Annotated in this window: 18 protein-coding genes; 9 read left to right on the top strand and 9 right to left on the bottom strand. The window is 63.4% G+C overall.

The features are described from left to right. Positions 1-110: 110 nt before the first annotated feature. Positions 111-2165, bottom strand: coding sequence for an alpha amylase C-terminal domain-containing protein (locus EI290_RS04880; protein ID WP_125427319.1), 2055 nt, complete (start codon positions 2163-2165; stop codon positions 111-113). 365 nt (positions 2166-2530) lie between these two features. Here EI290_RS04880 and ggt point away from each other — a divergent pair, with 365 nt between their 5' ends. After that, positions 2531-4264 carry a gamma-glutamyltransferase gene (gene ggt / locus EI290_RS04875; protein WP_125427317.1) on the top strand — a complete coding sequence of 578 codons (1734 nt, stop codon included), beginning with the start codon at positions 2531-2533 and terminating at the stop codon, positions 4262-4264. Positions 4265-4420: 156 nt separating this feature from the next. Here ggt and EI290_RS04870 read toward each other — a convergent pair whose 3' ends face one another. Beyond that, complete coding sequence (locus EI290_RS04870) at positions 4421-4762, bottom strand: hypothetical protein (protein ID WP_125427315.1); 342 nt, start codon at positions 4760-4762, stop codon at positions 4421-4423. A gap of 214 nt (positions 4763-4976) precedes the next feature. Here EI290_RS04870 and EI290_RS04865 point away from each other — a divergent pair, with 214 nt between their 5' ends. Beyond that, entirely contained in the window at positions 4977-8012 is a 3036-nt protein-coding gene (locus EI290_RS04865; RefSeq protein WP_125427313.1) for a TIM-barrel domain-containing protein, read from the top strand. Between the two features lie 186 nt (positions 8013-8198). Here the strand turns inward: EI290_RS04865 and EI290_RS04860 are convergent, their stop codons facing one another. From EI290_RS04860 to EI290_RS04850, 3 genes are all read right to left on the bottom strand, one after another. Continuing rightward, on the bottom strand, positions 8199-8756 hold the full coding sequence (locus EI290_RS04860; protein ID WP_125427311.1) for a YceI family protein: 558 nt from the start codon (positions 8754-8756) through the stop codon (positions 8199-8201). Between the two features lie 200 nt (positions 8757-8956). Next, a complete protein-coding gene (locus EI290_RS04855; protein WP_125427309.1) occupies positions 8957-9475 on the bottom strand; it encodes a hypothetical protein in 519 nt (172 codons plus the stop codon). Positions 9476-9771: 296 nt separating this feature from the next. Next, complete coding sequence (locus tag EI290_RS04850) at positions 9772-10947, bottom strand: helix-turn-helix domain-containing protein (protein WP_125427307.1); 1176 nt, start codon at positions 10945-10947, stop codon at positions 9772-9774. 60 nt (positions 10948-11007) lie between these two features. Between EI290_RS04850 and EI290_RS04845 the strand changes: the two genes are divergently transcribed. From EI290_RS04845 to EI290_RS04830, 4 genes are all read left to right on the top strand, one after another. After that, the gene (locus EI290_RS04845; protein ID WP_125427305.1) at positions 11008-11475 is read left to right on the top strand and encodes a hypothetical protein; all 468 of its coding nucleotides are present in this window, start codon (positions 11008-11010) and stop codon (positions 11473-11475) included. 78 nt (positions 11476-11553) lie between these two features. After that, positions 11554-12882 carry a carboxylesterase family protein gene (locus EI290_RS04840; RefSeq protein ID WP_125427303.1) on the top strand — a complete coding sequence of 443 codons (1329 nt, stop codon included), beginning with the start codon at positions 11554-11556 and terminating at the stop codon, positions 12880-12882. A gap of 219 nt (positions 12883-13101) precedes the next feature. Next, positions 13102-14514, top strand: coding sequence for an alpha-amylase family glycosyl hydrolase (locus EI290_RS04835; RefSeq protein ID WP_125427301.1), 1413 nt, complete (start codon positions 13102-13104; stop codon positions 14512-14514). A gap of 297 nt (positions 14515-14811) precedes the next feature. After that, positions 14812-16161: an alpha-amylase family glycosyl hydrolase gene (locus EI290_RS04830; protein WP_125427299.1), complete on the top strand. Its 1350-nt coding sequence runs from the start codon at positions 14812-14814 to the stop codon at positions 16159-16161. 108 nt (positions 16162-16269) lie between these two features. Here the strand turns inward: EI290_RS04830 and EI290_RS04825 are convergent, their stop codons facing one another. From EI290_RS04825 to EI290_RS04815, 3 genes are all read right to left on the bottom strand, one after another. Beyond that, on the bottom strand, positions 16270-17850 hold the full coding sequence (locus EI290_RS04825; protein WP_125427297.1) for an N-acyl-D-amino-acid deacylase family protein: 1581 nt from the start codon (positions 17848-17850) through the stop codon (positions 16270-16272). 197 nt (positions 17851-18047) lie between these two features. Continuing rightward, the gene (gene blaOXA / locus EI290_RS04820; RefSeq protein ID WP_185816848.1) at positions 18048-18866 is read right to left on the bottom strand and encodes a class D beta-lactamase; all 819 of its coding nucleotides are present in this window, start codon (positions 18864-18866) and stop codon (positions 18048-18050) included. 367 nt (positions 18867-19233) lie between these two features. After that, positions 19234-19809: a YdeI/OmpD-associated family protein gene (locus EI290_RS04815; protein ID WP_125427295.1), complete on the bottom strand. Its 576-nt coding sequence runs from the start codon at positions 19807-19809 to the stop codon at positions 19234-19236. 149 nt (positions 19810-19958) lie between these two features. Between EI290_RS04815 and EI290_RS04810 the strand changes: the two genes are divergently transcribed. The 3 genes from EI290_RS04810 (at position 19959) to EI290_RS04800 (ending at position 22366) form a co-directional block, all read left to right on the top strand. Then, the gene (locus EI290_RS04810; RefSeq protein ID WP_125427293.1) at positions 19959-20912 is read left to right on the top strand and encodes an aldo/keto reductase; all 954 of its coding nucleotides are present in this window, start codon (positions 19959-19961) and stop codon (positions 20910-20912) included. Between the two features lie 169 nt (positions 20913-21081). Then, positions 21082-21579, top strand: a complete 498-nt coding sequence (locus tag EI290_RS04805; protein WP_125427291.1) for a GNAT family N-acetyltransferase — start codon at positions 21082-21084, stop codon at positions 21577-21579. A gap of 73 nt (positions 21580-21652) precedes the next feature. Then, positions 21653-22366: a DUF421 domain-containing protein gene (locus EI290_RS04800; RefSeq protein WP_125427289.1), complete on the top strand. Its 714-nt coding sequence runs from the start codon at positions 21653-21655 to the stop codon at positions 22364-22366. A gap of 272 nt (positions 22367-22638) precedes the next feature. On the opposite strand, the gene EI290_RS04795 is transcribed toward EI290_RS04800, so the two are convergent. Beyond that, entirely contained in the window at positions 22639-23826 is a 1188-nt protein-coding gene (locus EI290_RS04795; protein ID WP_125427287.1) for a serine hydrolase domain-containing protein, read from the bottom strand. Positions 23827-23913: the final 87 nt, after the last annotated feature.

Here is a 23913-nt window from a genome sequence, read left to right as displayed (position 1 = left end):
GTCAGTTGTTCGTTGTCAGTTGTTAGGATCTTTCTAACAACTGACAACGAACAACTAACAACTAACAACGAACAACGAACAACTGACAACGAACAACTGACAACTAAAAACTATACCCGGGCCAGCACCAGCACCGTGCGGCTGGTAATGTAGAGGCTGAGTTTATCCACTCCATCCTCCCTGAAGGTTTCGTAGGTCAGGCCGGCATCAACCCGCCCGAAACCGCCAAACTGGGCGTCGTCGGAGTTGAGCACGATGCGGTAACGGCCGGCGGTAGGTACCGGGAACCGGTAGTCGGGCACGCTACGGTCAACGTGGAAGCTGAACACGAACACCAGATTGCCCCGCTCGAAAATGAGGACCTGATTGGTTGTATCCAGGTTGAGCTGACGGGCCGGCCCCGCCGTGAGCAGCCGGTTGCCTTTTACCAGGCGGAGCATGGCTTGGTCGAACTGCAGCAGGTACTGGAATTTCAGTTCCGGGTTATCGGCCAAGCTCCATTGGCGACGGGCGAAATGGTGGCTCCAGCCGTTGCCTTCCCGGGGAAAATCCACCCACTCGGGGTGGCCGAACTCGTTGCCGATAAAGTTGAGGTAGGCCTCGCCGCCCAGGCTAAGCGTAGCCAGCCGGATAAGCTTGTGTAGGGCCACGCCCCGGGCCGCCACGGGGTCGGGGTCATCCTTGTGCATATGCTCGTAAATGGCCTTATCGAGCAGCCAGTGGGCCAGGGTTTTGTCGCCTACCAGGGCCTGGTCGTGACTTTCGGCGTAGGCCACGGTTTTTTCGCCCTGGCGGCGGTTGGTGAGCACGTGCCACAGGTCGTGCAGGTTCCAGTCTTCGTCGCGGGTGTGTTTGAGCAGCTTGATCCAGTAATCCGGGATGCCCATGGCCAGGCGGAAATCAAACCCGATGCCGCCCTCTTCAATGGGCCGGCACAGGCCGGGCATACCACTCATATCCTCGGCAATGAGCAGGGCGCTGCGTTTCAGTTCCCGCACCAGGGTGGTAGCCAGCTGCAGGTAAAGAATAGCATCCTCGTCGGCGTCTTGGCCGAAGTACTGCTCGTAGCTCCCGAAACCTACTCCCTCGCCGTGGTGGTGGTAGAGCATACTGGTGATGCCATCAAAGCGAAATCCATCGAAATGGAATTCCTCCAGCCAGTAGCGCAGGTTGCTGAGCAGAAACTGCTGCACCTCAGGCTTGGCGTAGTCGAACAGCTTGGAATCCCAGCCGGGGTGGTTGCCGCGGGGCCCCTCGTGGAAATACTGGCCGCCGGAGCCGTCAAAATCGGCCAGGCCCTCGGCCTCGTTTTTTACGGCGTGGGAATGCACCACGTCCAGCAGCACGGCAATGCCCCGGCGGTGGGCCTCGTTGATGAGCTGCTTGAGCTCCTCGGGCGTACCGAACCGCGACGACACCCCGAAGAAGTTAGCCACGTGGTAGCCGAAGGAGCCGTAGTACGGGTGCTCCATCACGGCCATCAGCTGCAGACAGTTGTAGCCCTCGGCCTGAATACGGGGCAGAATGTGCTCGGCAAATTCCAGGTAGGAGCCCACTTTCCCCTCTTCCAGGGCCATGCCCACGTGGGCCTCGTAAATCAGCGGCTCACGCACAAAATTCGGCACCCGAAACTTCTGATCCGACCACACGAAGGGCTGCTCCGGGCGCCACACCTGCCCGGCGAAGTCCTTGGTTTCGGGGTTTTGCACGGCCCGGCGCAGCATGGCCGGCAACCGGTCTTTGCCTCCCTTGGCCGTTACCACGTGTACTTTATAGAGCGAGTGGTGAGTGAGACGGTCTTTGTAGTCTTTATCGGCCAGAAACACTTCCCATACCCCATCCTGGCCGCGGGTAAGCGGAGTAGCCTGCCGGTCCCAGCCGTTGAAGTCGCCAACCAGATACAGGGCTTCGGCGGCCGGAGCCCACTCCCGGAACCAATACCCCCGGCGGCGGCCGTCGTAGTTGAGCCCCAGGCGCTGGTGGGCCAGCGCAAACTTACCCACGGAGCCATGCTGGGCCGTAATTTCGGTCAGGCGCTGCGCCAGCCGCTGCTGCCGCCGCCGCAATACCGGCTCATACGGGGCCAGCCAGGGGTCGTGCTGCACGAGAGGCAGCTGGTTGGTCGGATCAGAGGGAGAAGCAGTAGCCAGTGAGTCGGTTGTCATAGTCGGGGGGCACAGTTCAGGTTCAGGCCAAAGCTACGCGGATTGTGGATGGGGGGTTGGTTTTGGATTAGCAGGTAGTGGTTGTGGGTTAGCCAGTTGTAGCATATACAGCATCTTTGCCCAACGAGGCCAATTTGAGAAGTTGCGGCTAAGCGCCAACTACTGCCCCCGTATGCAGTAGCCTGGCTGCAACAAGACCATAGGAGTACGTCTTTGCACGGGGTTCAGCTAACGGTGTCCGCTCTGGTAGCCTACTGGCGGCCGAAGCGAGGCAGCCGCCACTACGCTCACCACTTATACCAGGTGTACTAGCGGAACAAAGTGCGGTGCGTTTCCTTGCGGGCCTCGCCTACCTTTACGCTCCTATGCGCCACCGTATTTCCTTCCTGCTGCTCACGGCCCTGGCAGCCTGCACCACTGCCCAGCCTTCCGCTACTGCTCCCGGGCAGGCTACTGCCGCCCTGGCCTCCCCCATTCCGACCGCAACGCCAGTTGTAACGGGTCGGGCAATGGTCACCTCGGCCCACCCGGAGGCCACCCGCATTGGGGTCGAGATTCTGCGCAGGGGCGGTAATGCCTACGATGCGGCGGTGGCCGTGCAGTTTGCCCTGGCGGTGGCGCTACCGGTGGCCGGCAACATCGGGGGCGGAGGCTTCCTGCTCTACCGCGGAGCCGCTGGGCAGGAAGGTGCTCTGGATTTCCGCGAAACTGCCCCGGCCGCCGCCTCCCGGGATATGTACCTGGATGCCCAGGGCAACGTAATTCCTAACCTGAGCACCCTGGGCCACTTGGCCGCCGGCGTACCGGGCACCGTGGCCGGCATGTGGGAGCTGCACCGCAAACTGGGCAAGCTTCCCTGGAAGGAATTGGTGCAACCCGCCGTAGAGTTAGCCGCCAAGGGCCTAAAACTCACAGAAAAGGAAGCCAGCGGCCTGAATGGGCAGCATGATACCTTTGCCCTGCTCAACCCCGGTAGCGCCTATCTGAAACTAACTGCCTGGCAAGCCGGCGAAACCATTACCCACCCCGATCTGGCCCGTACCCTGAAGCGCATCCGGGACCAGGGCCGGGCAGGTTTCTACGAAGGCGAAACGGCTGACCTGCTGGTGGCGGAAATGCAGCGCGGCCGGGGCCTCATCAGCAAGCAGGATCTACTGAAGTACGAGCCCAGGTGGCGTACTCCATTACACGGCCAATACCGGGGCTACGAGGTGCTCACGTTTCCGCCGCCCAGCTCCGGCGGCGTGGCGCTGCTCCAGATGCTGCAGATGCTGGAGCCCTACAACCTGGGCCGGGCCGGCTGGCACTCACCCCAGGCCACGCACTGGATAACTGAGGCCCAGCGCCGCGTGTACGCCGACCGCGCCACCTACCTCGGCGACCCGGACTTTGGGCGGGTACCCGTGCCGCAGCTGCTGGAAAAGACCTACAACCGGCAGCGTATGGCCACTACTTTACCTTACCGGGCCACGCCCAGCGCTCAGGTAACGGCCGGGGCCGGCCTGCCCGGCTACGAAACCGACCAGACCACGCACTACAACGTGGTGGATGCTCAAGGCAACGCCGTAAGCTGTACTACCACCCTCAACGGCGCCTACGGCAGCAAAGTGGTAGTGGCCGGGGCCGGCTTCCTGCTCAATAACGAAATGGACGATTTCAGCAGCAAGCCCGGTACGCCCAACGCCTACGGCCTAGTGGGTGGTGCGGCCAACGCCATTGCGCCCGGCAAGCGGATGCTCTCCTCCATGACGCCGGCCATCCTCACCCGCAACCGTAAGCTGGCCCTGGTCACCGGTACGCCCGGCGGCAGCACCATTATTACCAGCGTACTGCAATCCATCCTGAACGTGGTGGACTATGGCATGAATGCCCAGCAGGCCGTGGCTGCTCCCCGCCTGCACCACCAGTGGCTCCCGGACCAGATTGACGTGGAAGCCGGCGCTTTGCTACCCGTCGCTCAGGACACCCTGCAGGCCCGGGGCTACAAGCTGAACCCGCGCAGTGCCTGGGGCCGGGTAGAAGTTATCCGGGTGCTGCCGGGCGGACAACTGGAAGGCGGCGCCGACCCGCGCGGCGACGATACGGCGGCCGGGTATTAAGCCTGATAACAACGTTAGAGAACTATAGACAGGGCAAACAGCTATGCCGGCAGGCGCCAGACTGCTTGCCGGGCCTGCCGCCTGCGGACCCTATGGCCGGCTACTGCTCCCGGAATGGGAGTAGTAGTCGGTAAGGTGCTAATTCCAGCAGACTTCTTACGATACCTTCAGGTTGCCGGCCGCCGTGATGAGCGTCTGACCCAGGTGGCGGAGCTGGTCGCCGGTAGCATCGTGCAGGTTGCGGGCAATGAGGGAGGTTTCCTGGCCCAGGTGCTGCAGGGAGCCCGCAATGGCGGCCCGGTCGTCGCGCTCCACATAGGTACGCAGGCTGCGCAGCTCGGCTTGCAGGCCGGTCAGGGCCGAACCTCCAAGGCCGTCGAGAGCCGAAATCCAGCCGTCGATGTAGCCGATACCATTTTCGACGGGGTGGTTGTGGTGATTTTCCAGGGCATCGTAAATGTTCTGGATAGTTTCCTCAATACGGGCGTTGTGGTTCATGGGGCGTGGGGTTGAGAGGACAGCATTACGGGTTTCTGAAACTGTTACGCCGGCCGGGCCACTGGTGTTGCCTGCGGTTCGGCCGGCACGCCCGGGCCGCTGCTGCCAAAAAGTTGGACGGACGCAGCCAGCGTAGCAGTCTGCCAGACCCGCGGCAGTCCAAAAGCCTGCCCGGGGTCCTATCTTGACGCACTTTTTCCGCTTCTGTTCTCCTATGCCTCCCTTTCTACGCCGCTTCTGGTCCTTCTTGTTTCTGGCTGTGCTGGCCGTGCCGGCGTGGGCCCAGCAGGAGCATGGCCGCCCTACTCAGGCCCCCTTTCCGCAACCCGCGCCACCCGAGGCCCGCCCGGTGTTCGTGGGTAACTATAAAGCCCACCGCTACGACTACGCCACCAATACCCTCCTCATCCAAAGCACCGATGGCGGCACCCTGCGCCTGCGGCCCTGGGCACGGGGCGTACTGCGGGTCGAATATTTCCCGGCCGGCACGCCCGTGCGCGACATTCCGTCCATTAGCGTAGTACAGCCGCCCGAACCCTTGACCACCTTGGATGAGTGCAACCCCGGCTGCGACGGACCACCCAGCGCAAAGATTCTGGCAGAATTGGGCAAGGATTTCTGCGCCCGCATCAAAACATACCCGCAGCAGATTACCTGGCAGCTGGATTGCCCGAATGGGCTGTTGGTGGTGCAGAAAAACCCGCTGCGGGTAAGCTATCAGCAAGAGGGCGAAACGCTGGTAGCTGATGCAGGCGGGGTATTTCAGCGGCTCACCACCGAAGCCAGCGGGCCGGGCGGCACGGGTGTTTCGTTGCGGCTGCAGCCCGGGGAGCACCTTTACGGCACCGGCTCCCGGGCCCTGCCCCTGGACCGGCGCGGCCGCCGCCTCAGCCTCTACAACGAAGCCCACTACGGCTACCAGAACGGCGAGCCGACCCTGAACGTGAGCTTGCCCTCGGTGCTCAGCAGCCGGGGCTACATGCTGCTCTTCGACCACCATGCCGCCGCCACCCTCGACCTGGGCGCCACCGACTCCAACACGCTCACTTACAGCGGCGAAGACCTGCTGAACCTGGGCTATTTCATCATCCTGGGCCGCAGCAACGCCGAAATCCTGGCCCGCTACACCCGCCTGACGGGGCGGCAGCCGCTACCACCCCGCTGGGCCCTGGGCCTGATTCAGAGCCGCTTCGGGTACCGATCCGACGCGGAGATGCTACAGGTGGCCGGCCGGATGCGCCAAGCAGGTTTCCCGCTGGATGCCCTGGTGCTGGACCTGTACTGGTTTGGGGGCACCTCCCGGCAGGGCGACTTGCACTGGGACTACTCGCAGTTCCGGCAGCCCCAGCGCATGATGCGCCGCTTGGACTCCGTGGGCGTGAAAACCATCCTGATTTCGGAGCCCTACGTGATGCGCACTTCCCGCCACGATGGCCTGGTGCGGGCCCTGGGCTTGGTGGGTACCCAGGCCAGCGGCAAGCCCTACACCGTGGAGTCGTTCTGGGCCGGGCCGGCTACTCTGCTGGACATGCAGCGCCCCGAAACACAGGACTGGCTCTGGAACCTCTATAAGCAGCGTAAGGAGGAAGGCGTGGCTGGCTGGTGGAGCGACCTGGGCGAGCCGGAAAACCACCCGCCGGATATGCGCCACTACAAGGGCAGCACCCGCCAGGTACATAATGCCCTGGGCCTGGCCTGGGCCGGCATCTTTCAGGAAAAATACACCCAGGAATACCGCAACGAGCGGGTGTTTAACCTGGCCCGCTCGGGCTGGGCGGGTATGCAGCGCAACTCGGTGTTTCCGTGGTCGGGTGATGTAAGCCGGTCGTGGAGTGGGTTGCAGGCCCAGGTGCCCATCATGCTGAGCATGAGCCTGGGCGGGGTGGGATACATGCACTCCGACGCGGGCGGCTTTGCCGGCAATACCGTGGATGCCGAGCTGTACACCCGCTGGCTGCAGATGGCCAGCTTCTCGCCCGTGCTACGCCCCCACGGCGCGGGCACCCCGCCCGAGCCCTACTGGTGGCCGGAGCCCTACCGCAGCATCGTGCGTGAGGCCACTCACTTGCGCTACCAGCTGCTCCCCTACCTCTACACCCTGGCCTGGGAAAACACCCAAACCGGCGCACCCCTGGTGCGGCCCCTGAATTTCGGGGAGGGAAGTACTAATCTGTTGCGCACATTTATCGAGACGTTACCCGAGGCGACTCCGCAGCAAACAGCAGCGGATGGTACCGCAGATACTGACACCACTAGTTGGGGCAGCCCCTCACCAAGTGCCCCTGTTCAACCCAGTAACGACCTTTTTGTACCGCCTGACAACGCCCTGGCTAACGTAAATGACCAGTACCTGCTGGGGCCGAGCCTGCTGGTGGCTCCGGTGCTGCAGCCGGGGCAGCGCCGCCGCAACGTGGTGCTGCCGGCCGGTAGCTGGGTTGATTTCTACAGCAACGAAACCCTGCCGGGCGGCCGCACGGTGGGCCGCCCGGCCCCGCTCCGCCGCCTGCCCCTGCTGGTACGGGCCGGCGCGTTTCTACCTCTGACGCCCTACGTTGCCACCACCGCCGCCTACTCCACCGATACGCTGCTGGTCCGCTACTACCCCGACCCCGCCGTGGCTAGCAGCCACTTCACCTTGTATGATGACGACGGAAAATCGGCGCTGGTAGCACGTAATGGGCAGTTTCAGCTGCTCACTTTCACCGGCACCACCTCAGCCAGCCAGACGGAAATACGGGTGGCACTGGCGGGGCGGCTGTTCGAGGGCGCTCCGGTGTGGCGGCGCATCGAGTTGCAGCTGCCCCGCGTGGCGGCCGCGCCCACGGCCGTGCTGCTCGACGGCGAAACCATGCCTTCCTCCGAATACCGGTACGAGGCCCGCACGCAAACGCTGTACCTGCCGCTGCTACTCGAGAGCCAGCCCCTGCGCCTCACGGTACAAGGCCTGCGCCTGAATACCACGCCCGCCCCCGATACCGCGCCCGAAGCCTTTACGCTGGAAGCCCCCAGCGCCCACACTTTCAGCCACCGAACCGAGCTGCGCTACACCCTGCACCAGGCAGGAGCAGCTGGTCCGTTGCGCATTTTCGACAGCCAGGGCCAGCTAGTACGCACCCTGCCCACCACCACCGAAGCCGGCCCCCACACCACCACCTGGAACACCGATGATGCCCAGCAGCGCCCCGTTCCCCCCGGCGTGTACCGGGCCGAACTAGGAGGCCAGCACCAACGACTGGTAGTTATAAGGTGAGTGCAGTGTCATCCTGAGTTTGCGAAGAACCTGTTGCCACCAGCACAAGCCGTTGGCAGGGTTGTTCAATCGGCATAGGGCAAGCTGCCGAGCCCCAGGGCGGCGTAGTACTTGGCTTCGAGTCGTCGTTCAACTGGCATAAGGTCCTTCGCAGGCTCAGGATGACAACTTCACTCACTCACTCACTCACTCACTCACTGCTACCACATCGAAAGCCAGCCGGAACTCGTTGCGGATGGCGTAGCTGCCCAGGTTCTGAAAAAAGCTGCTGGAGTTGTAGTTGATACCGAACTGGGTACGGTCGAGGGTGGCGGCACCAGTGACCCGCAGCTGCCCGTTGGGCAAGGTTGTGAGGGTACACGGGAACTGCACGGGTTTGGTAACGCCTCGCAGCGTGAGCTGGCCGCTGGCGGTGCCGTTACGTACTTCCCGCAGCGCAAATACGGCCGTAGGGTACTTCACCACATCAAAAAAATCGGGGCCGCGCAGGTGCTCGGCCAGTTGGGCCTGCTCCTGCTCCAGGGTACGCATATCGAACACGAAACGGCCGCCCCGGATGGTGCGGCCGTCGTAGCTGAAGGAGCCAGCTTGCAGCCGCACGGTGCCCGTAGGTGCATAGCTCCCGACTTCGGCATACCCCGTCCAGGTGATGCGGCTGGCAGTGGGGCTTATGCGGTAGGTATTGGCGGCGGGCCGGGCGGCGGCCAGAGTGAGTAGGAGCAGAAAAACAAGTAAGGTTTTCATGACGGAAAGTGGTTGTAGGGAGGGTGTAAGGAAAGTAGTCAGAACGTGTACCCCGGAGCTGGGCTGTTGTTGAAGTTGTACCCCGGAGCTGGGCTCCGGCCCGCGCCTGGGGGTAATTATCTTCTCACGCGGGCCGAAGCCCAGCTTCGGGGTACACGTTCTGGCGGCCGGAGCCGGAAAACAGCTCCGGGGGACACGTTCTAGCGTACCGTGGCTTCGGTTTCGAGCAGGCCCATGCCTTTGTAGAGTTTGCCGGCCGCGTCGCGGGCCAGGATGTACCAGAGCGCGTCGCCGCCGTAGAGCTGACGGGCGTTGTCGGCGTAGCGGTAATTCTTGGCGAAGGTGTAGGTGCGGCCGGTCAGCAGGCGGCCGCCAGGGCACTGGAACAGCTCGGCAAATTCGGCGGGCGTCTGGGTCAGGTTCTGCTTCCAGCCGGTTTCATCGTACCAGATAAAGCTGCCACACTCCACTACCGTCAGTTCCCCCACCTCGGAGCGGAGCAGGGTGCTGTGCTTCCAGAGGTAGGCGCCCGGCTGCGCGGGGTTGGGCTCGGGGTAGTTGGGGTTGGGTGTATGCCAGAGCGTGAGGCCCACCGGCACCTGCCGCAGCTTATCGGGCAGCACGCGGCGGTGGTCGGTCCAGGCCGGTTTGGCGGGGGCCGTCTGGGCCAGCAGCGGGGCCGCCGGGGTCAGCAGCAACAGCATCAGCAAAGTTCTCATGGGTCGTGGGGATGAATGAACGACCCAAAGGTGACCGTTCACTTCGCCCCAAACGCCCCGAATCAGGCCCTGGAACGCCCCACATCATGATATGGGACGAAGTTGGGTAGTGGGTAGTGGGTAATAAGATTGTCATCCTGAGCTTGCGAAGGACCTTATCACGTGTTCGGGCGTCGGTTCCCGCAGAGGTTTGCAGAGGAATGCGCGGAGGTTCGCGGAGTCGTTCTGTCGTTAAAAGGTCCTTCGCAAGCTCAGGATGACAATCTTATTACCCACTACCCACTACCCACTACTCACTACCTCCACTCCCGCGGGGCGACGCCGGTGAACTGCTTGAAGATGCGGTTGAAAGTGGTTTTGGAGTTGAAGCCGCTTTCCAGGGCAATGCCCAGTAGGGTGAAGCGCTGCGCATCGGGGGCAGCCAGGCGGCGTTTTACCTCGGCTACCCGAAGGCCATTTACCACATCGTTAAAGCTCTGCCCAAACCCCTGGTTGACGGTGGCGGAAATCAGCCGGGGGGCCAGGCCGGTGTGCGCCGCCAGCTCAGCCAGGGTAAGCGTAGGGTTCAGGTACAGCTGCTCTTCCTCCAATGCCTGCCGAATGCGGTGCAGCGCCGCCTCGTTCAGCGCGGGGGCGAGGGCTTCGTTTGCCGCTGGGGTATCGGGCCGCGGCTGGCCTGACGGAACAGCGGCCGGGGCAGCGGCCGGCTCGGGCGGGGCCGGGAGGGCTGGTTCCGGGGCTTCGGGCTCGAAGCGCACGGCCCGCATATCGGCCTGGCGCAGCCCCACGATGCCAATCAGGAACAGCATCACGCCCAGCAGCTCGGTGGAGTAGTCATACTCGTAGTACAGCCCGAAAAACTCACGCAACACCACTTCCAGCAGCCACTGCAGGCTCACTACTCCCACCGCCACCAGCAGCACCCGCAGCCATTGCAGCCGCAGCCGGGATACCTCCGAGAAATTGTCGGTGAGCCAGTGGCGGTAGCGCCGCAGCAGCTGCAAGCTCAGCAGCAGGTACACCGCCAGGGAAATCCAGGTGCCAACAAACTCCAGACGGTAGGTAACGGGCCGGTGTACCTGCTGCCAAAACCACAGCCGCGTGGCGTAGGGCTGCAGCCGCAGCCACCAATACAGACCGGCCTGCACCAGCACTGGCCCGAAATGCACAAGGTGCCCACGGGTGAACCGGAAATTGTGGTTGATGAGGCTGCGCACATAAAAATACAGCAGCGGCCCGAATGCAAAGGAGTAGTAGATGGGCACGAAATACCACTCGGGGTTTTGCCCGTACACGTTGGCCACCCGGAAAAACCCATCGAGCAGCCACAGGGCCAGACTTAGCATCAGCAAAGCCAGAAACCGGTTGGGCAGTCGGTTGGCCGGAGCTGCCCACAGCAGCCCGGCCGCCAGCAGCGCCTGTGCCACCACGGCCCACAACAGCAGCACCAACGGTGTAAACGGTATTTGCATAAGTGGGGCAGTATCTTTGGCGGGCTCCGGAAAAATAGCCGTTTCTTTTTGCCTCCCCGCATGAAAGCCAAAGTTGTGGAATGGCTGCGCCGCTACCTGCCCGCCGAAATTCTCTCGGTGCTGGCCACGCTGGGCGGGGCCGGCCTGGCCTGGCAGCTGGCACCCGGCCAGGAGGTGCGGGCGGCCCTGGCCGGCACCTGGGCTGGCAACGTGGCCTACTTTGGCTGGCTGCTGCTGCAGGATGTGCGCCGTACCCGCCGCCAGCTGCGCGCCAACGGCCGCCGCTATACCCGCCGCACCCTCAGGCAAAACCTACTGGCGTTGGCGGTTGAATTTGGCCCCGCTGAACTTCTCGATAGTCTGCTGATCCGGCCGGTCCTGATGGTGTGGCTGCCCCGCCTGCTGGGTAGCCGCAGCGGCGGCATTCTGCTGGCCAAGCTGCTGGCCGATGTCACGTTCTACGTGCCGGCCATCCTCAGCTACGAGCTCAGCAAAAAGCGCCTGCGCCGGTTTGATCAAGCTGACTAAGCCAATGCCTCCCCCGTAACCCCAGGGCCCGACTGGCGGTATGCAGGGCGGCCCCGGCCGGGTTGTTTACCTTTTTGTATGGCTGATTCTGCTCCCGTGTTTCTGACTCCCGACGGCCCGTTGCGGGGCCACTACCACGCCGGCCTGGTGCGTGCCAGCGGCATCCGCTACGCCCGCGCCGCCCGGTTTCAGCCTCCCACCGACGAGCTGGCCCACCCGGAGTTGCGCCCGGCCACAGCACCCGGCCCGGTGTGCCCCCAGGTACCCGACCCCGTTTTGCAGGAAGCCATGGGCCCGGCTCTGGCCGGCCGCACCTTCGATGAGGACTGCCTGCGGCTGACCGTGACGGCCCCGCCCGATTACCAGGCGGGCCCACCGCGGGCGGTGCTGGTCTGGATTCACGGGGGCTCCTACGTAAGCGGAGCCGGCGACCTGGCTTTCTACGACCCTACCCCGCTGGTGCGTGAGCAGGGCTTGGTGGTGGTGGCCGTGAGTTACCGCCTGGGCATGCTGGGGTTTCTGGGGCACCAGCATGCTCCCGCCAACCTGGGCCTGCTGGATCTGCTGGCCGCCCTGCGCTGGGTGCAGCGCAATATTGCCGCCTTCGGGGGCAACCCCAGCTGCGTAACGCTGCTGGGCCACTCTTCGGGCGCAGACGCGGCGGCTCACCTGATGCTGGCCGAGGGCGCTGCCGGACTGTTCCGGCGCGTAATTCTGCACAGCGCCCCCCTGGGGCTGGCGCCCGGCCGGGCCCGCATGGGCCGGGCCATGGCAGCTGCTGTGGCGCCTTTGCCCCCCCATGCCCCCCTGGAGCAGGTGCTGGCCGCCCAGCCCCGGGCCGAGCGCGCCGCCCGGTGGTCGGGGCTGAAGGCGGGAATGCCGTTTGGGGTGCAATACGGGGCCTCTCCGCTGCCCCCCGAGCCCGCCGCCGATGCGGCCTGGCAGGCCGCCGCTCCCCACTTCGACGTACTCATTGGGGCCACTACCGATGAGCTGCGCTTCTTTGCGGTGGCCGCCCCGGGCCTACGCCGCCTGCTTGCCCTACCCCGCCCGGCCCCTGCCCTGCTGCAGGCCCTGGTAAGGGCCGGCTCCCGGCGCATTTACGTGGGTCCGGCGGCTGCTTTTGCCCGCCGCCATGCCCGGGCCGGGGGGCAGGCGTACCTGTTCAGGGTGCCCTACCATCCGGTGGGCAGCGAGTTTGGCGGAGCCCATACCATCGACCTGCCCTTGCTTTTCGGCTCGGCCGAAGCCTGGGCGCCCGTGCCTCTGCTGGGCCAGGCTACCTGGCCCGAGGTGGAAGCTGCCGGCCGCCCCGTCCGCCAGTTCTGGGCCGATTTTGCCCGTACCGGCCACCTGCCGGTCCCCATCCACCTCCCCGGCATCCTGGAGGTGCAGCAGGTGCAGTAGCGCGGCAGCTGACTCCACCATACGGGCTGACCATGCCGCAGTGCCGCCCCAGTATCCTGTACTTTTTTTGGCCAGCATCCTGGACGCCTGCCGGGCGAAAGACTTCGGCGTGACGCTCCATGTGCCTCCATCGACTTCCCAGACCTAGCGGAGCCAGAGTGGTTGAATACAAGGGCCGAGCAGTTACTCCCCAACGACGATGCTTCCGTATCTTCCGGCATGCCTCGTCACCTCCTTACCCTGCTAAGCGGCCTGCTGCTACTCGGTGCCTGCCAGTCGGGCCCCTCCACGCCCGCAGCCCCGGCCTGCGCCCCGGCTGCTCCCGCGGCCTACACCATCCGTCACCCCCAGTGGGCCGATTCGGCCAGTATTTACGAGGTGAACATCCGGCAGTACACGCCGGAGGGCACGTTTCGGGCGTTTGAGCAGCACCTGCCGCGCCTGCAGAAAATGGGCGTGGGTATTCTGTGGCTGATGCCGGTGCAGCCCATCGGGGAGAAGAACCGCAAGGGCCAGCTGGGCAGCCAGTATTCCATTCGGGATTACCGGGCCGTGAATCCGGAGTTTGGCTCGATGCAGGACCTGCAGCACCTGATTGCCGAAGCCCACAAGCGCGGCATGCACGTTATTCTGGACTGGGTGGCCAACCACACCAGTTGGGACAGTAAGCTGCTGCAGGAGCACCCCGAGTGGTTTACGCGCGGCCCCCAGGGCCAGCTGCTGCCGCCCGTAGCCGATTGGCAGGACGTTATCGACCTAGATTACGGCAAGCCGGAGCTGCGCCGCTACATGCGGGAAAGTATGCTGTACTGGCTGAAAGAAGCCGACTTCGACGGGTTCCGCTGCGACGTGGCCGGCTTGGTGCCCATGGAGTTCTGGAACCAGACGCGCCCCGCGCTGGAAAAAGTGAAGCCGGTGTTTATGCTGGCCGAGTGGGACGAGCTCCACGACCCGCCCTTCCTGAAGCCGGGCCAGTTTGACCCCCACACCGGTATGCTGGAACAGGCCTTTGATGCCACCTACGCCCTGCGCATGCGCTACCTGCTCGACAGCATCAGCCGGGGCCAGCAGCCCGTGGCCGCCCTCGACGCTTACCGGCAGGTGGAGCGCCGCCGCTACCCGGCCACCAGCTACCTCATGTACTTCACCACCAGCCACGACATCAACAGCTGGGACGGTACCGAGTATGAGCGGCTGGGCCAAAACGCTCTGCCCCAAGCCGTACTCACAGCCCTGCTGCCAGGCATTCCGATGGTGTACTCGGGCCAGGAAGCAGCCCTGAAAAAACGCCTGCGCTTCTTCGACAAGGACACCATTCCGTGGAACAACTACTCCTTGCAGGAGTTCTACACCAAGCTGTTGCAGCTCAAAAAACACCACTCGGCCCTGCGCAACGGCGACCCCTGCAGCCAGTTTACCCGCCTCGCTTCACCGGAAGGCACCTATGCCTTTGAGCGCCGCAAAAACGGGGCCGCCGTCGTCACCGCCGTAAACTTCACCGACCAGCCTCAGACCGTCACCCTACCCGCCGGTAGTTTCCGGGACGTGTTTTCGGATAAAACTGAAACCCTGGCGGCCCAGGCCCCGCTTACCGTGCCGGCCCGGGGCTGGCGGGTGCTGGAGCAGCTGTAATGAAGCTGTTTAGAAAGCTGAAAGAACGTCATGCTCTATCTGGCGTCCGCTTGTCGAAGCATCTCTACTGATTCGTTGAACGACCTAATAAAGCGGTAGAGATGCTTCGACAAGCGGACGCCAGATAGAGCATGACGTTCTGAATTGTTCTGTCAGACTTTCTACACAGCTTCATCGAATGAGTACCGCTAACTTCCTCTCTTTTTCGCAGAGAGGTCGTAAAGTGATGCGAACGGCAGATTTCAGCATACAACCCCACTAGCAGCCCCTCGTTCAACCGCAGGAAACGACCTTGCCATGTCTGCCGAAGAACCCTTGCACCCTCAGTCGCACCTGTTTCAGGTGCGCCACCCGGAATGGGCCGCCAACGCCACCATCTACGAAGTAAACCTGCGCAACTTCACTTCCGAAGGCACGTTTCGGGCGTTTGAGGAGCATTTGCCCCGGTTGGCGGCCATGGGCATCAGCATCGTGTGGCTGATGCCGGTTCACCCGATTGGCCTAGTGGAACACAAGGGCACGTTGGGCAGCCAGTATGCCGTGCAGGACTATTTTGGCGTGAACCCCGAGTTTGGCACCCTCGACGATTTGCGCCACTTGGTGCAAACGGCCCACGGCCTGGGCCTGCGCGTTTTGCTCGACTGGGTGGCCAACCACACCGCCTGGGACAACCCCCTGGTGCAGGCGCACCCCGAGTGGTACCGCCGCGACGCCAGCGGCCAGTTGCTGCCGCCCGTACCCGACTGGACCGATGTGGTAGCCTTCGACTACACCCACCGGGAGCTGCGCCGCTACATGACCGATGCCCTGCTCTACTGGGTGCGCGAGGCCGACATCGACGGGTACCGCTGCGACGTGGCCGGCCTGGTGCCCACCGATTTCTGGGATGAGGCCCGCCTGGAACTGGACGCGGTGAAGCCCCTGTTTATGCTGGCCGAGTGGGATGAGCTCTACCCCAGCGGAGGCCTGAGCTGGGAAGAATTCAACTCCGACACCAAGCTGCTGGAGCGGGCCTTCAACATGAGCTTCGGCCTACGCCTGCACTACCTTCTCGACCATATTGCCGAAGGCAAAGCCCGCTTGGAGGACATCGACGTGTACCTGGCCGCCGAGCGGGCCAAGTACCCGCCCTCGGTGTACCTGATGCACTTCACCAGCAACCACGACGTGAACAGCTGGGACGGTACCGAGTACGAGCGGCTCGGCCCGTTGGCGTTGCCGTTTGCGGTACTCACGGTGCTGCTGCCGGGTATGCCGCTGGTGTATTCGGGCCAGGAAGCTGCCCTCAGCCGCCGCCTCCAGTTCTTCGACCGGGACACCATCGGCTGGTACACCATCCCGCTGCAGGAGTTTTACACCAGGCTGCTGCAGCTCAAGCGCCGCCACCCCGCCCTGCGCAACGGCGACGTGCACAGCCGCTTCCGCCGCCTCCCCGGCCCGGAGCAGCTGTACGGTTTCCGCCGCGACAAAGATGGCGCGGCCGTGCTCTGCGTCATCAATGCCGAAGCCCGGGAAACCCCGCTGCCGATTTCGGCCGAGGCGGCCGGAACGTGGCAGGACGTATTCAGCGGGCAACAGCTGCTGCTGCGGGAAGGCGACGAGCTACTGGTTCCCGGCCACGGCTGGCGCGTGCTGGAATGGGTGTAACTATATAGTATCCTGAGTGGAGCGAAGGATCTTATCACGCCAGCAAGTCGTAAGAACCACTCGTTTCAGCATGATAAGATTCTTCGCTCCACTCAGGATGACAGGTAGCTACTGCCGGCCTGGCCCGTACAGCACCTGCCCGGCGCGCTGCCTGGTGTGCTTTCCGTCGCGCACGGTGAGGCGGCCGTTTACCAGCACGTATTTCATGCCTTCGGAATATTGATGGGGCTGGGCGAAGGTAGATTTATCGGCCACCGTGGCGGGGTCAAACACTACGATATCGGCGGCAAAGCCGGGACGCAGCAGGCCCCGGTTGGTGAAGCCAAAGGTTTGGGCGGGTAGGCTGGTCATGCGGCGGATGGCGTCTTCCAGCGTAATGAGGCGCAGCTCGCGCACGTAGTGGCCCAGCACCCGGGCGTTGGAGCCGTAGCCGCGCGGATGCGGCGCACCCTCCTGCCACACCCGGATGCTGGCATCGGAGGCCACCATGTTTTGGGGGTAGCGCATGATGTTCTGCACGTCCGGCTCGCTCATGCCGTGGAACACCATGCCGGCATCGTGCTGCAGCACCAAATCCAGCACGGTAGCCGCTTCGGCGCGGGCCGTATGCGGGCGGCGGCGCAGTTGGTTGATTTCCTCCAGGCTGCGGCCGTTATAGCCCGGCTCGGGCGGGAAGCTGGCCACCACGGCGTAGCTGAAGTGGCGCAGGCCCTTACGCCGCAGCCGCTGCACCAGAAACCGCTCTACCTCCCGGCGCACGGCCGGGCGAGCCAGGCGGGCCCGCAGGGAGTCGCGGCCATCGGCCTGCACATCATCGGGGAGCAGGGTACTGAGGCTGGTGGAGCTGGCCGTGTAGGGATACTGGTCGATGGTAACGGGCTGGCCCTGCTGGCGGGCGGTTTCAATCAGGCGCAGCAGGTCATCGGTGCGGCCCCAGTTTTGCTGCCCGCCCAGCTTGAGGTGGGAAATCTGCACGGGCACACCGGCCTCACGGCCCACCAGCAACGCCTCCTGAATAGCCTGCCGCACGCTGTCGGACTCGTTGCGCATGTGGGTGGCGTAGAGGCCGTGGTAGCGCCCGGCCACCCGCGCCAGCCGCACCAGCTCGGGTGTGCGGGTGTACGTGCCCGGAATGTAGATCAGCCCCGACGACAGGCCCACGGCTCCGGCCTGCATGGCGCTATCTACCAGCACTTCCATGCGTGCCAGCTCCGCCTCCGTAGGTGGGCGCTGCGCCCGGCCCATCACCGCTTTCCGCACCGTGCCCTGCCCCACCAGCGAGGCCACGTTCACGGACAGATGCAGGCTGTCGAGCTGGCGGAAGTAGCGGCGCAAATTAGGGCGGGAGGAGCCGCAGTTGCCGGTGACTACCGTCGTCACCCCGTCCAGCAGAAAGTTGTCGGCTGTAGGCTGGCGTACCTCGTCATCCTCAATGTGGGTGTGCACATCAATAAAGCCGGGGGCCACGGCCAGGCCGCGGGCGTCCAGCACAGTGTCGGCCGGGTAGCCCGCCGGCAGCTGGCCCACGGCCACAATCCGGCCCTGGCGCACGGCCACGTCGCCCAGCGTCCAGGTATTGCCGGTGCCATCATACAAGCGGCCGTTCCGAATTAGAATATCGGCCCGCTCGGGCGTTTGGGCAACCAGCAGGCCCGGCAGCAGCAACGGAAACAACAGACAGAAACGCATACGGCGAAGGTAGGAGGCGAATCCTAGAGTTAAGGGCTAGTTCCCCTCCTTGGAAAGGAGGGGCTAGGGGTGGTTGACTAGTGGTAGAACAGATTTTAGAGCTAGTTATAGTACTCGTTCAACGATTGTCCCCCCCCTAGCCCCTCCTTTCCAAGGAGGGGAACTTGCCCTTAGCTCTGGCTTTAGTTGTCGCGTCTCTACAGCCACTTCAGCTCCCGCAGTACGGCTTCCGTTACGGCGCGGCGGCTGGCTATGAACTGCTCGTCGTTGGTGGGGCCAGGCCGGGGCTCGATGTTGAGGGCGAAAAAAGCGCGGCGGCCATCAGCCCGCTCTACCCAGCCCACCAGCCAGCCGTTGTCGGGGTTGCGGGCGGAGCGGAAGCGCCAGCCGGTTTTGCCGTAGAGCGTGTATTCCGGTGTTTTTTTAAGGATGAGCAGCTGCCGTACAGCCCGCTGGCGGCGCTGGTCTACGGGCAAGGTTCCGGCCTGCAGGCGGCGTATAAAATCTACTTGCTCAAACTGACTTATTTGCGACTTACCGTCCAGCCAGAACGTGTCGAGGGTGGCCGGGGTAACCACCATGCCAGGGTAGCCCAGCCGCGGTAGCCACTGGCGGTAGCGCGCCACCCCAATGCGCCGGGCCAGCTGCTGGTAGCACGGCACGCACGACACCCGCAGAGCCTGGGCGTAGGTCATGTCCTGGTTCCACTGCGGAAAGCTGCGCTTCACTCCGTCCCAGCGGCAGATTTCGGCCGTATCGGGCAGGGCACCGGTTTGCAGGCCGATGAGGGTGTTGGGGATTTTGAAGGTAGACGCCGGCAGGAACCGTTGGCGGCAGCGCTTCAGGTTATAGGCCACAAACCGCCCGGCCGGCTCCTCATACAGCAGAAACGAACCTTGCACGCCGTGCTGCTCGAACTGCCGCTGAAAATTCCGCTCCACAACCACCGGGGCCGGCGGCGCCGCTGCGGTAGTCAGCAGAAGCAGGCATGATAAAAATATAGCTAACCAACGCATCCGGCGAAGATAAGAACCCGCGGCGAGGTGGCTGGTGGCGAAGTGTTTGATTGGACCGTCATTCCGAGCTTGCGAGGAATCTTGCGTGCCGAGGTTGTTAGAATAGCCCGTCATGCTGAGCATGTGGCGCATCAAGCCAGGGACGGAGCCGCAGTCGAAGCATCTCTACCGCTGGCTAACCAATGATGTTCAAATGAAAACTGCTGTGTATTTTAAGGCTAAGACCTGGGTATGATGAAGCAATGAAGCGGTAGAGATGCTTCGACAGGCTCAGCATGACAATACCATTCCAACGTCAGCTCGCGAGAGTCCTCGGCTCTGCTCGGAATGACGTTCTGGCGGATTCCTACTACTACCCCAGAGCCTCTCAAGCCCGCTCGTTGCGGGTGGCTTTTTCTATAATCCGGGTGATGCGCTGCTGGCGGGTTTCGGGGCGTTTCACGGCTACAAGCTGTTGCAGAATTGCCTTGCGGGTGCTTGGCGGGAAGGACTGGAAGTTCTGGTAGGCAGCGGGCTGAGCGGCAAAGGCGGCGGCCAGGTCGGGCGGAAGCGCCAGGGCGTCCACGGCGTCGAGGGTGGCCCAGCTACCATCCAGCCGGGCGGCAGCTATTTTGGCCTGGCCGGCTGGGTGCAGCAGGCCGGCGGCCTCTAGCGCCGCCACGCGCCGCTTGTTCAGCCCCGACCATACGCTGCCGGGCTTGCGGGGCGAGAAATACAGCTGGTAGCAGACTGTATCTACTTTGCGGGGTACCGAGTCAATCCAGCCAAAGCACAAGGCCTCCTCCACGGCTTCGGCGTAATTAAGGAAGCCTGGCCCCTTGGTCTTTTTATAGAGCGTAAGCCAGATGCCCGTCGGCTGGGCATGATGCTGCGCCAGCCAGGCCCGCCATTCCGCGCGGGTGGGGGCATCTATTACGGGCAGCGAGTCGAGTTTGCGGGCCATGCCCCAAGATACGCGGGCTACCCGGCACTATTAGCGTGGCTACCCACCTATAACTATCGGGCGGGGCCGGCAGTTATAGCGGCTCCTTCCTGGCAGGCGCTATCTTGCCGGCCTGCCTTTTTCTTTCTCCCTGATTTACTAAGCAAGCAATGCAACACCGTGAACTGGGCCGCTCCGGCCTGCAGCTGGCCCCGTTGGTTTTGGGCGGCAACGTATTTGGCTGGACGGCCGACGAAGCCGCTTCTTTTCGGGTGCTCGACGCCTTTATGGCCGGGGGCGGCAACGCCATTGACACTGCCAACGTGTACTCGGCCTGGGCTCCCGGCCACCAGGGCGGCGAGTCGGAGGTGGTGCTGGGCAAGTGGCTGCAGCAGCGGGGCCGCCGCGACGATGTGCTCCTCTTCAGCAAAGTGGGCATGCAGATGGGCGACGGCTCAAAAGGCCTGGCCAAAGACTACATCCGCCGCTCGGTGGAAGCCTCGCTCAAACGCCTGCGCACCGACTACCTCGACCTCTACCAAAGCCACCAGGACGACGAGACGCTGCCGGTAACCGAGCCCCTGGAAGCCTACGCCGAACTGATTCGGGAGGGCAAGGTACGGGCCATCGGGGCCAGCAACTTCTCGGCCGCCCGCCTGCGCCAAGCCCTGGAGGCCAGTGCCGCCCACGGCCTGCCCCGCTACGAAAGCCTCCAGCCCGAGTACAACCTGTACAACCGCGCCGGCTTCGAGCAGGAGTTGCAGCCGCTGTGCCAGAAGCACGGCCTGGGCGTAATTCCCTACTTCGGCCTAGCCTCGGGCTTCCTCACGGGCAAGTACCGCACCGAGGCCGACCTCTCCAAAAGCATCCGGGGCAGCAGCATCGGCCCCAAATACCTCAACGACCGGGGCCGCCGCATCCTGGCCGCCCTCGATGCGGTAGTGGCCCGCCACCCCGGCTCCTCGCCCGCCCAGGTAGCCCTGGCCTGGATTATGGCGCAGCCCGGCCTCACCGCGCCTATTGCCAGCGCCACCACCCCCGGTCAGGTACAGGAGCTGCTGAGAGCCATGCACCTGCAACTTACCCAAGCCGATGTGCAGCAGCTAAACCAAGCCAGCGCGTAAGCCTATCATTCCGACGAAGCAGGAATCTGGGTAAACAACCGCCAGGAGGTGAACCCCAGATTCCTGCTTCGCCGGAACAACAGATGTTGCGGCACTTCTTTCGCCGGTCACCTGTGGGTTTTCCGCCATCTGTCCGCATCTTACCGCTTCGCCCGCTTTTTTTCCCCTCATGATCATTCGTCCGGCTACCCGCTCCGACCTGCACGCCGTGTACCGTCTTTGGTGTGAGCTGATGGATTCGCACGAGCAGTACCACCCTGTTTTCGGCTACCACCGCATGGCGGAGGTGGAGTTGAAACAGGCACTACTACACCGGCTGCGGGAGCCGTATACGCGCTTTTTTGTGGCCGATACCCCGGATGGCCTGGCCGGATTACTGATTGCCATGTACCAGCACGGCAACCGGGGTATGCATTACAAGCGCCGCGGCTACATTGCCGAAACCATGGTACGCCTGCCCTTCCGCCGGTTGGGTATTGGGCGGGAGCTGTTTCTTACGGCCAGGCACTGGCTGCAGCAGGAAGGCGCCGACCACCTGGAGCTGCAGGTTGCCGTAGCCAACGAAGTAGGGCGCCGCTTCTGGGCGGCTATGGGCTTTGCACCTTCCACTTACCACCTGGTGTTGCCCCTGGCCCCGCCCCCGGGCCCCCACGACTGGCCCGAATAGTGTCGCCTGGTCAACGGCCAGGCCGGGCGCTGCGTTAGATGGGTAATCATTTTCCTGTGGTTACCCTCCGCCTATGCTACTTGCCGCCGACGTTCAGCCTTTCGACTGGAACCGCATCCTCTTTTCCGACGAGACTCCCCCGCTGTTTCTGCTGGAAGTGGGAGTACGCTGCCTGCTTACTTATCTGATGATTTTAGGAGCCCTGCGCGTAACGGGCCGGCGTGGGGTGCGGCAGCTGTCCATCTTCGAGCTGAGCATTATTCTGGCCCTGGGCTCGGCGGCCGGCGACGCCATGCTCTACCACGATACGCCACTGCTGCACGCGGCCGTAGTGTTCGGAGTAGTATCGGGGCTGTACCTGCTGTTCAACTGGCTCACCGAGAAATTTCCAAAGTTTTCTGACTGGCTGGAAGGTGCCCCGGTGCTGCTGGTGGAAAACGGAGAAATTAATCTCCCCAACTTCAACAAGCAGAATATTACCCAAAAGGAGCTGTTTGGGGAATTACGCAAGCAGCAGATTGAGCATCTGGGCCAGGTGCGCCGGGCTTATATTGAGGCTACCGGCGACGTAAGTGTGTATTTTTTCGAGGACGCCGACGTACGGCCCGGTCTGCCCATATTACCTGAGCGCAAAGCCGATAAGCGCCACCGCGTGGAGCAGGCCGGCGCGTACGCCTGTGCCTGTTGCGGCCACGTGCAACCTCTGGCCAAAGGTGAGCACGCCGAGTGCAGCAGCTGCCACGAAGGTGTCTGGATTCCGGCTTGCGAAGCCAAACGAGTCGCATAGGCCTCCAACTCGCCAACCTGGGAGTTAAGGGCACTGTGGCGGTTTCCTCAATGGTGTAACCTGAATTTTGGCCCATAGCCCTCCAGTACATATATCGTCCGGCCAATCGGTATGGCTAGCTGCAGCCAATTGTGTAGCCACTCTCCAACGAGTCAACCACCCCTGACCCCCACACACTAGCTTGACGCGCCACATGCCCACCCAACGTTTTTGACTACGTGACTGTTCACACCACCTAGTTGCTGGCTATAGTTTGCAATGTGGGTTGGCTACTATTTTTCAGTGTAAGTGTAGGGCACGTAGCCTTCCCACTGCCAGGGTGTGCTTTGGTCGCCGAGCAGCTGCACCAGCAAAGACCGGAATATTTTATCGGCGTTGGAGCTGTTGCCTAGCAGCAGCAGGGCTTTTTTCTGCTTGGGAAATACTACGCTGTGGTTTTCCCAGCCGTCGTCGTGGCCCTCCTTGAAGTAGGCCGGCCCGTAAGGCGACTGAAACACGCCCCAACCCAGCCCGTAGGCCAGCCCAATGGTGCGGTTGCTGTCGGGGGCGGCTACGGTAGCCAGCGGCCCAAACTGTGCTATATAGGGAATACGCACCTGGGGGCGGGTCATTTCGGTGAGGGTGGCCGGCGGCAGCACCCGGCCCTGCATGAGGGCGGCCAGAAACGCGGCGTAGTCGGCGGGAGTGGTTTCCAGGGAGCCGGCGGCCTGGGCCTTAGTGCGGCGGCGCTTTGCCAGCGGCTGGCCCTCTTCGTCGTAGCCCAGGGCATAGTTGGCCTCGAACTGCGGCCGCCATACGTAGCTGCTGCCGGTGAGCTGCAAGGGTCGCCACAGTTGCTCCTCACTCAACTGGAGCAGGCTTTTGCCGCTGACGGCTTCCACGGCCAGCTGCAGTAGCTGCAAGCCCTCACCGGAGTAGCCGTAGCGGGCTCCGGGCTCGAATTTGAAGCGCAGCTTTTTGTCGGGCTCAATCCAGCGCCAGTTGGGCAGGCCGGTGGTGTGGGTAAGGGCCATGCGGGCCGTAAGCTGGCGCCACCGCTCGTCGCCGGCCAAATCCTGCCACCCGGCCAGCTCCGGAATGGGTCTGCCCAGGTACTCATAGAGCGGCCGGTCGAGGTTGAGCTGGCCGGCCTGCACCAGCTGCATCACCAGGCAGGCAAACACGGCTTTGCTCAAAGAGGCCCCATACATGGCCGTGTTGGGCTCCAGCGGGGCTTTTTCGGCCACGTTGCGGTAGCCGAAGGTGCGCAGATACCGCACCCGGTTTTTTTCCAGCAAGGCCACCGCCAGCCCCGGTACCCGCGCCGAGTCCATCAGCTGCCGCACAGTTCGGTCGATGTCGGCGGGGCGGAGCGTGCGGCCATCCAGGGTATGAAATGAACCGTTGGATTGCGCCGGGGCCATGTACCCGCCCAAGGTCAAAGCCCCCAATAACGCGCTGGCTAGTCGAAACTTTCTCATGTGGTATTCACTGAAAACCAGCCGGAAGTACGGTATTTCCGGGCACAGTCGGCTATACCATTCTGCGCACGAAAAAACCCTCCCGCC

It is taken from the genome of Hymenobacter metallilatus (assembly GCF_003944705.1).
GTDB lineage: Bacteria > Bacteroidota > Bacteroidia > Cytophagales > Hymenobacteraceae > Hymenobacter > Hymenobacter metallilatus.
This window is presented reverse-complemented; position numbering and strand designations above follow the sequence as displayed.

Coding starts and splice junctions, on each gene's coding strand:
- EI290_RS04880 (WP_125427319.1), bottom strand. CDS start 2,165: ATGACAACCGACTCACTGGCTACTGCTTCTCCCTCTGATCCGACCAAC.
- ggt (WP_125427317.1), top strand. CDS start 2,531: ATGCGCCACCGTATTTCCTTCCTGCTGCTCACGGCCCTGGCAGCCTGC.
- EI290_RS04870 (WP_125427315.1), bottom strand. CDS start 4,762: ATGAACCACAACGCCCGTATTGAGGAAACTATCCAGAACATTTACGAT.
- EI290_RS04865 (WP_125427313.1), top strand. CDS start 4,977: ATGCCTCCCTTTCTACGCCGCTTCTGGTCCTTCTTGTTTCTGGCTGTG.
- EI290_RS04860 (WP_125427311.1), bottom strand. CDS start 8,756: ATGAAAACCTTACTTGTTTTTCTGCTCCTACTCACTCTGGCCGCCGCC.
- EI290_RS04855 (WP_125427309.1), bottom strand. CDS start 9,475: ATGAGAACTTTGCTGATGCTGTTGCTGCTGACCCCGGCGGCCCCGCTG.
- EI290_RS04850 (WP_125427307.1), bottom strand. CDS start 10,947: ATGCAAATACCGTTTACACCGTTGGTGCTGCTGTTGTGGGCCGTGGTG.
- EI290_RS04845 (WP_125427305.1), top strand. CDS start 11,008: ATGAAAGCCAAAGTTGTGGAATGGCTGCGCCGCTACCTGCCCGCCGAA.
- EI290_RS04840 (WP_125427303.1), top strand. CDS start 11,554: ATGGCTGATTCTGCTCCCGTGTTTCTGACTCCCGACGGCCCGTTGCGG.
- EI290_RS04835 (WP_125427301.1), top strand. CDS start 13,102: ATGCCTCGTCACCTCCTTACCCTGCTAAGCGGCCTGCTGCTACTCGGT.
- EI290_RS04830 (WP_125427299.1), top strand. CDS start 14,812: ATGTCTGCCGAAGAACCCTTGCACCCTCAGTCGCACCTGTTTCAGGTG.
- EI290_RS04825 (WP_125427297.1), bottom strand. CDS start 17,850: ATGCGTTTCTGTCTGTTGTTTCCGTTGCTGCTGCCGGGCCTGCTGGTT.
- blaOXA (WP_185816848.1), bottom strand. CDS start 18,866: ATGCGTTGGTTAGCTATATTTTTATCATGCCTGCTTCTGCTGACTACC.
- EI290_RS04815 (WP_125427295.1), bottom strand. CDS start 19,809: ATGGCCCGCAAACTCGACTCGCTGCCCGTAATAGATGCCCCCACCCGC.
- EI290_RS04810 (WP_125427293.1), top strand. CDS start 19,959: ATGCAACACCGTGAACTGGGCCGCTCCGGCCTGCAGCTGGCCCCGTTG.
- EI290_RS04805 (WP_125427291.1), top strand. CDS start 21,082: ATGATCATTCGTCCGGCTACCCGCTCCGACCTGCACGCCGTGTACCGT.
- EI290_RS04800 (WP_125427289.1), top strand. CDS start 21,653: ATGCTACTTGCCGCCGACGTTCAGCCTTTCGACTGGAACCGCATCCTC.
- EI290_RS04795 (WP_125427287.1), bottom strand. CDS start 23,826: ATGAGAAAGTTTCGACTAGCCAGCGCGTTATTGGGGGCTTTGACCTTG.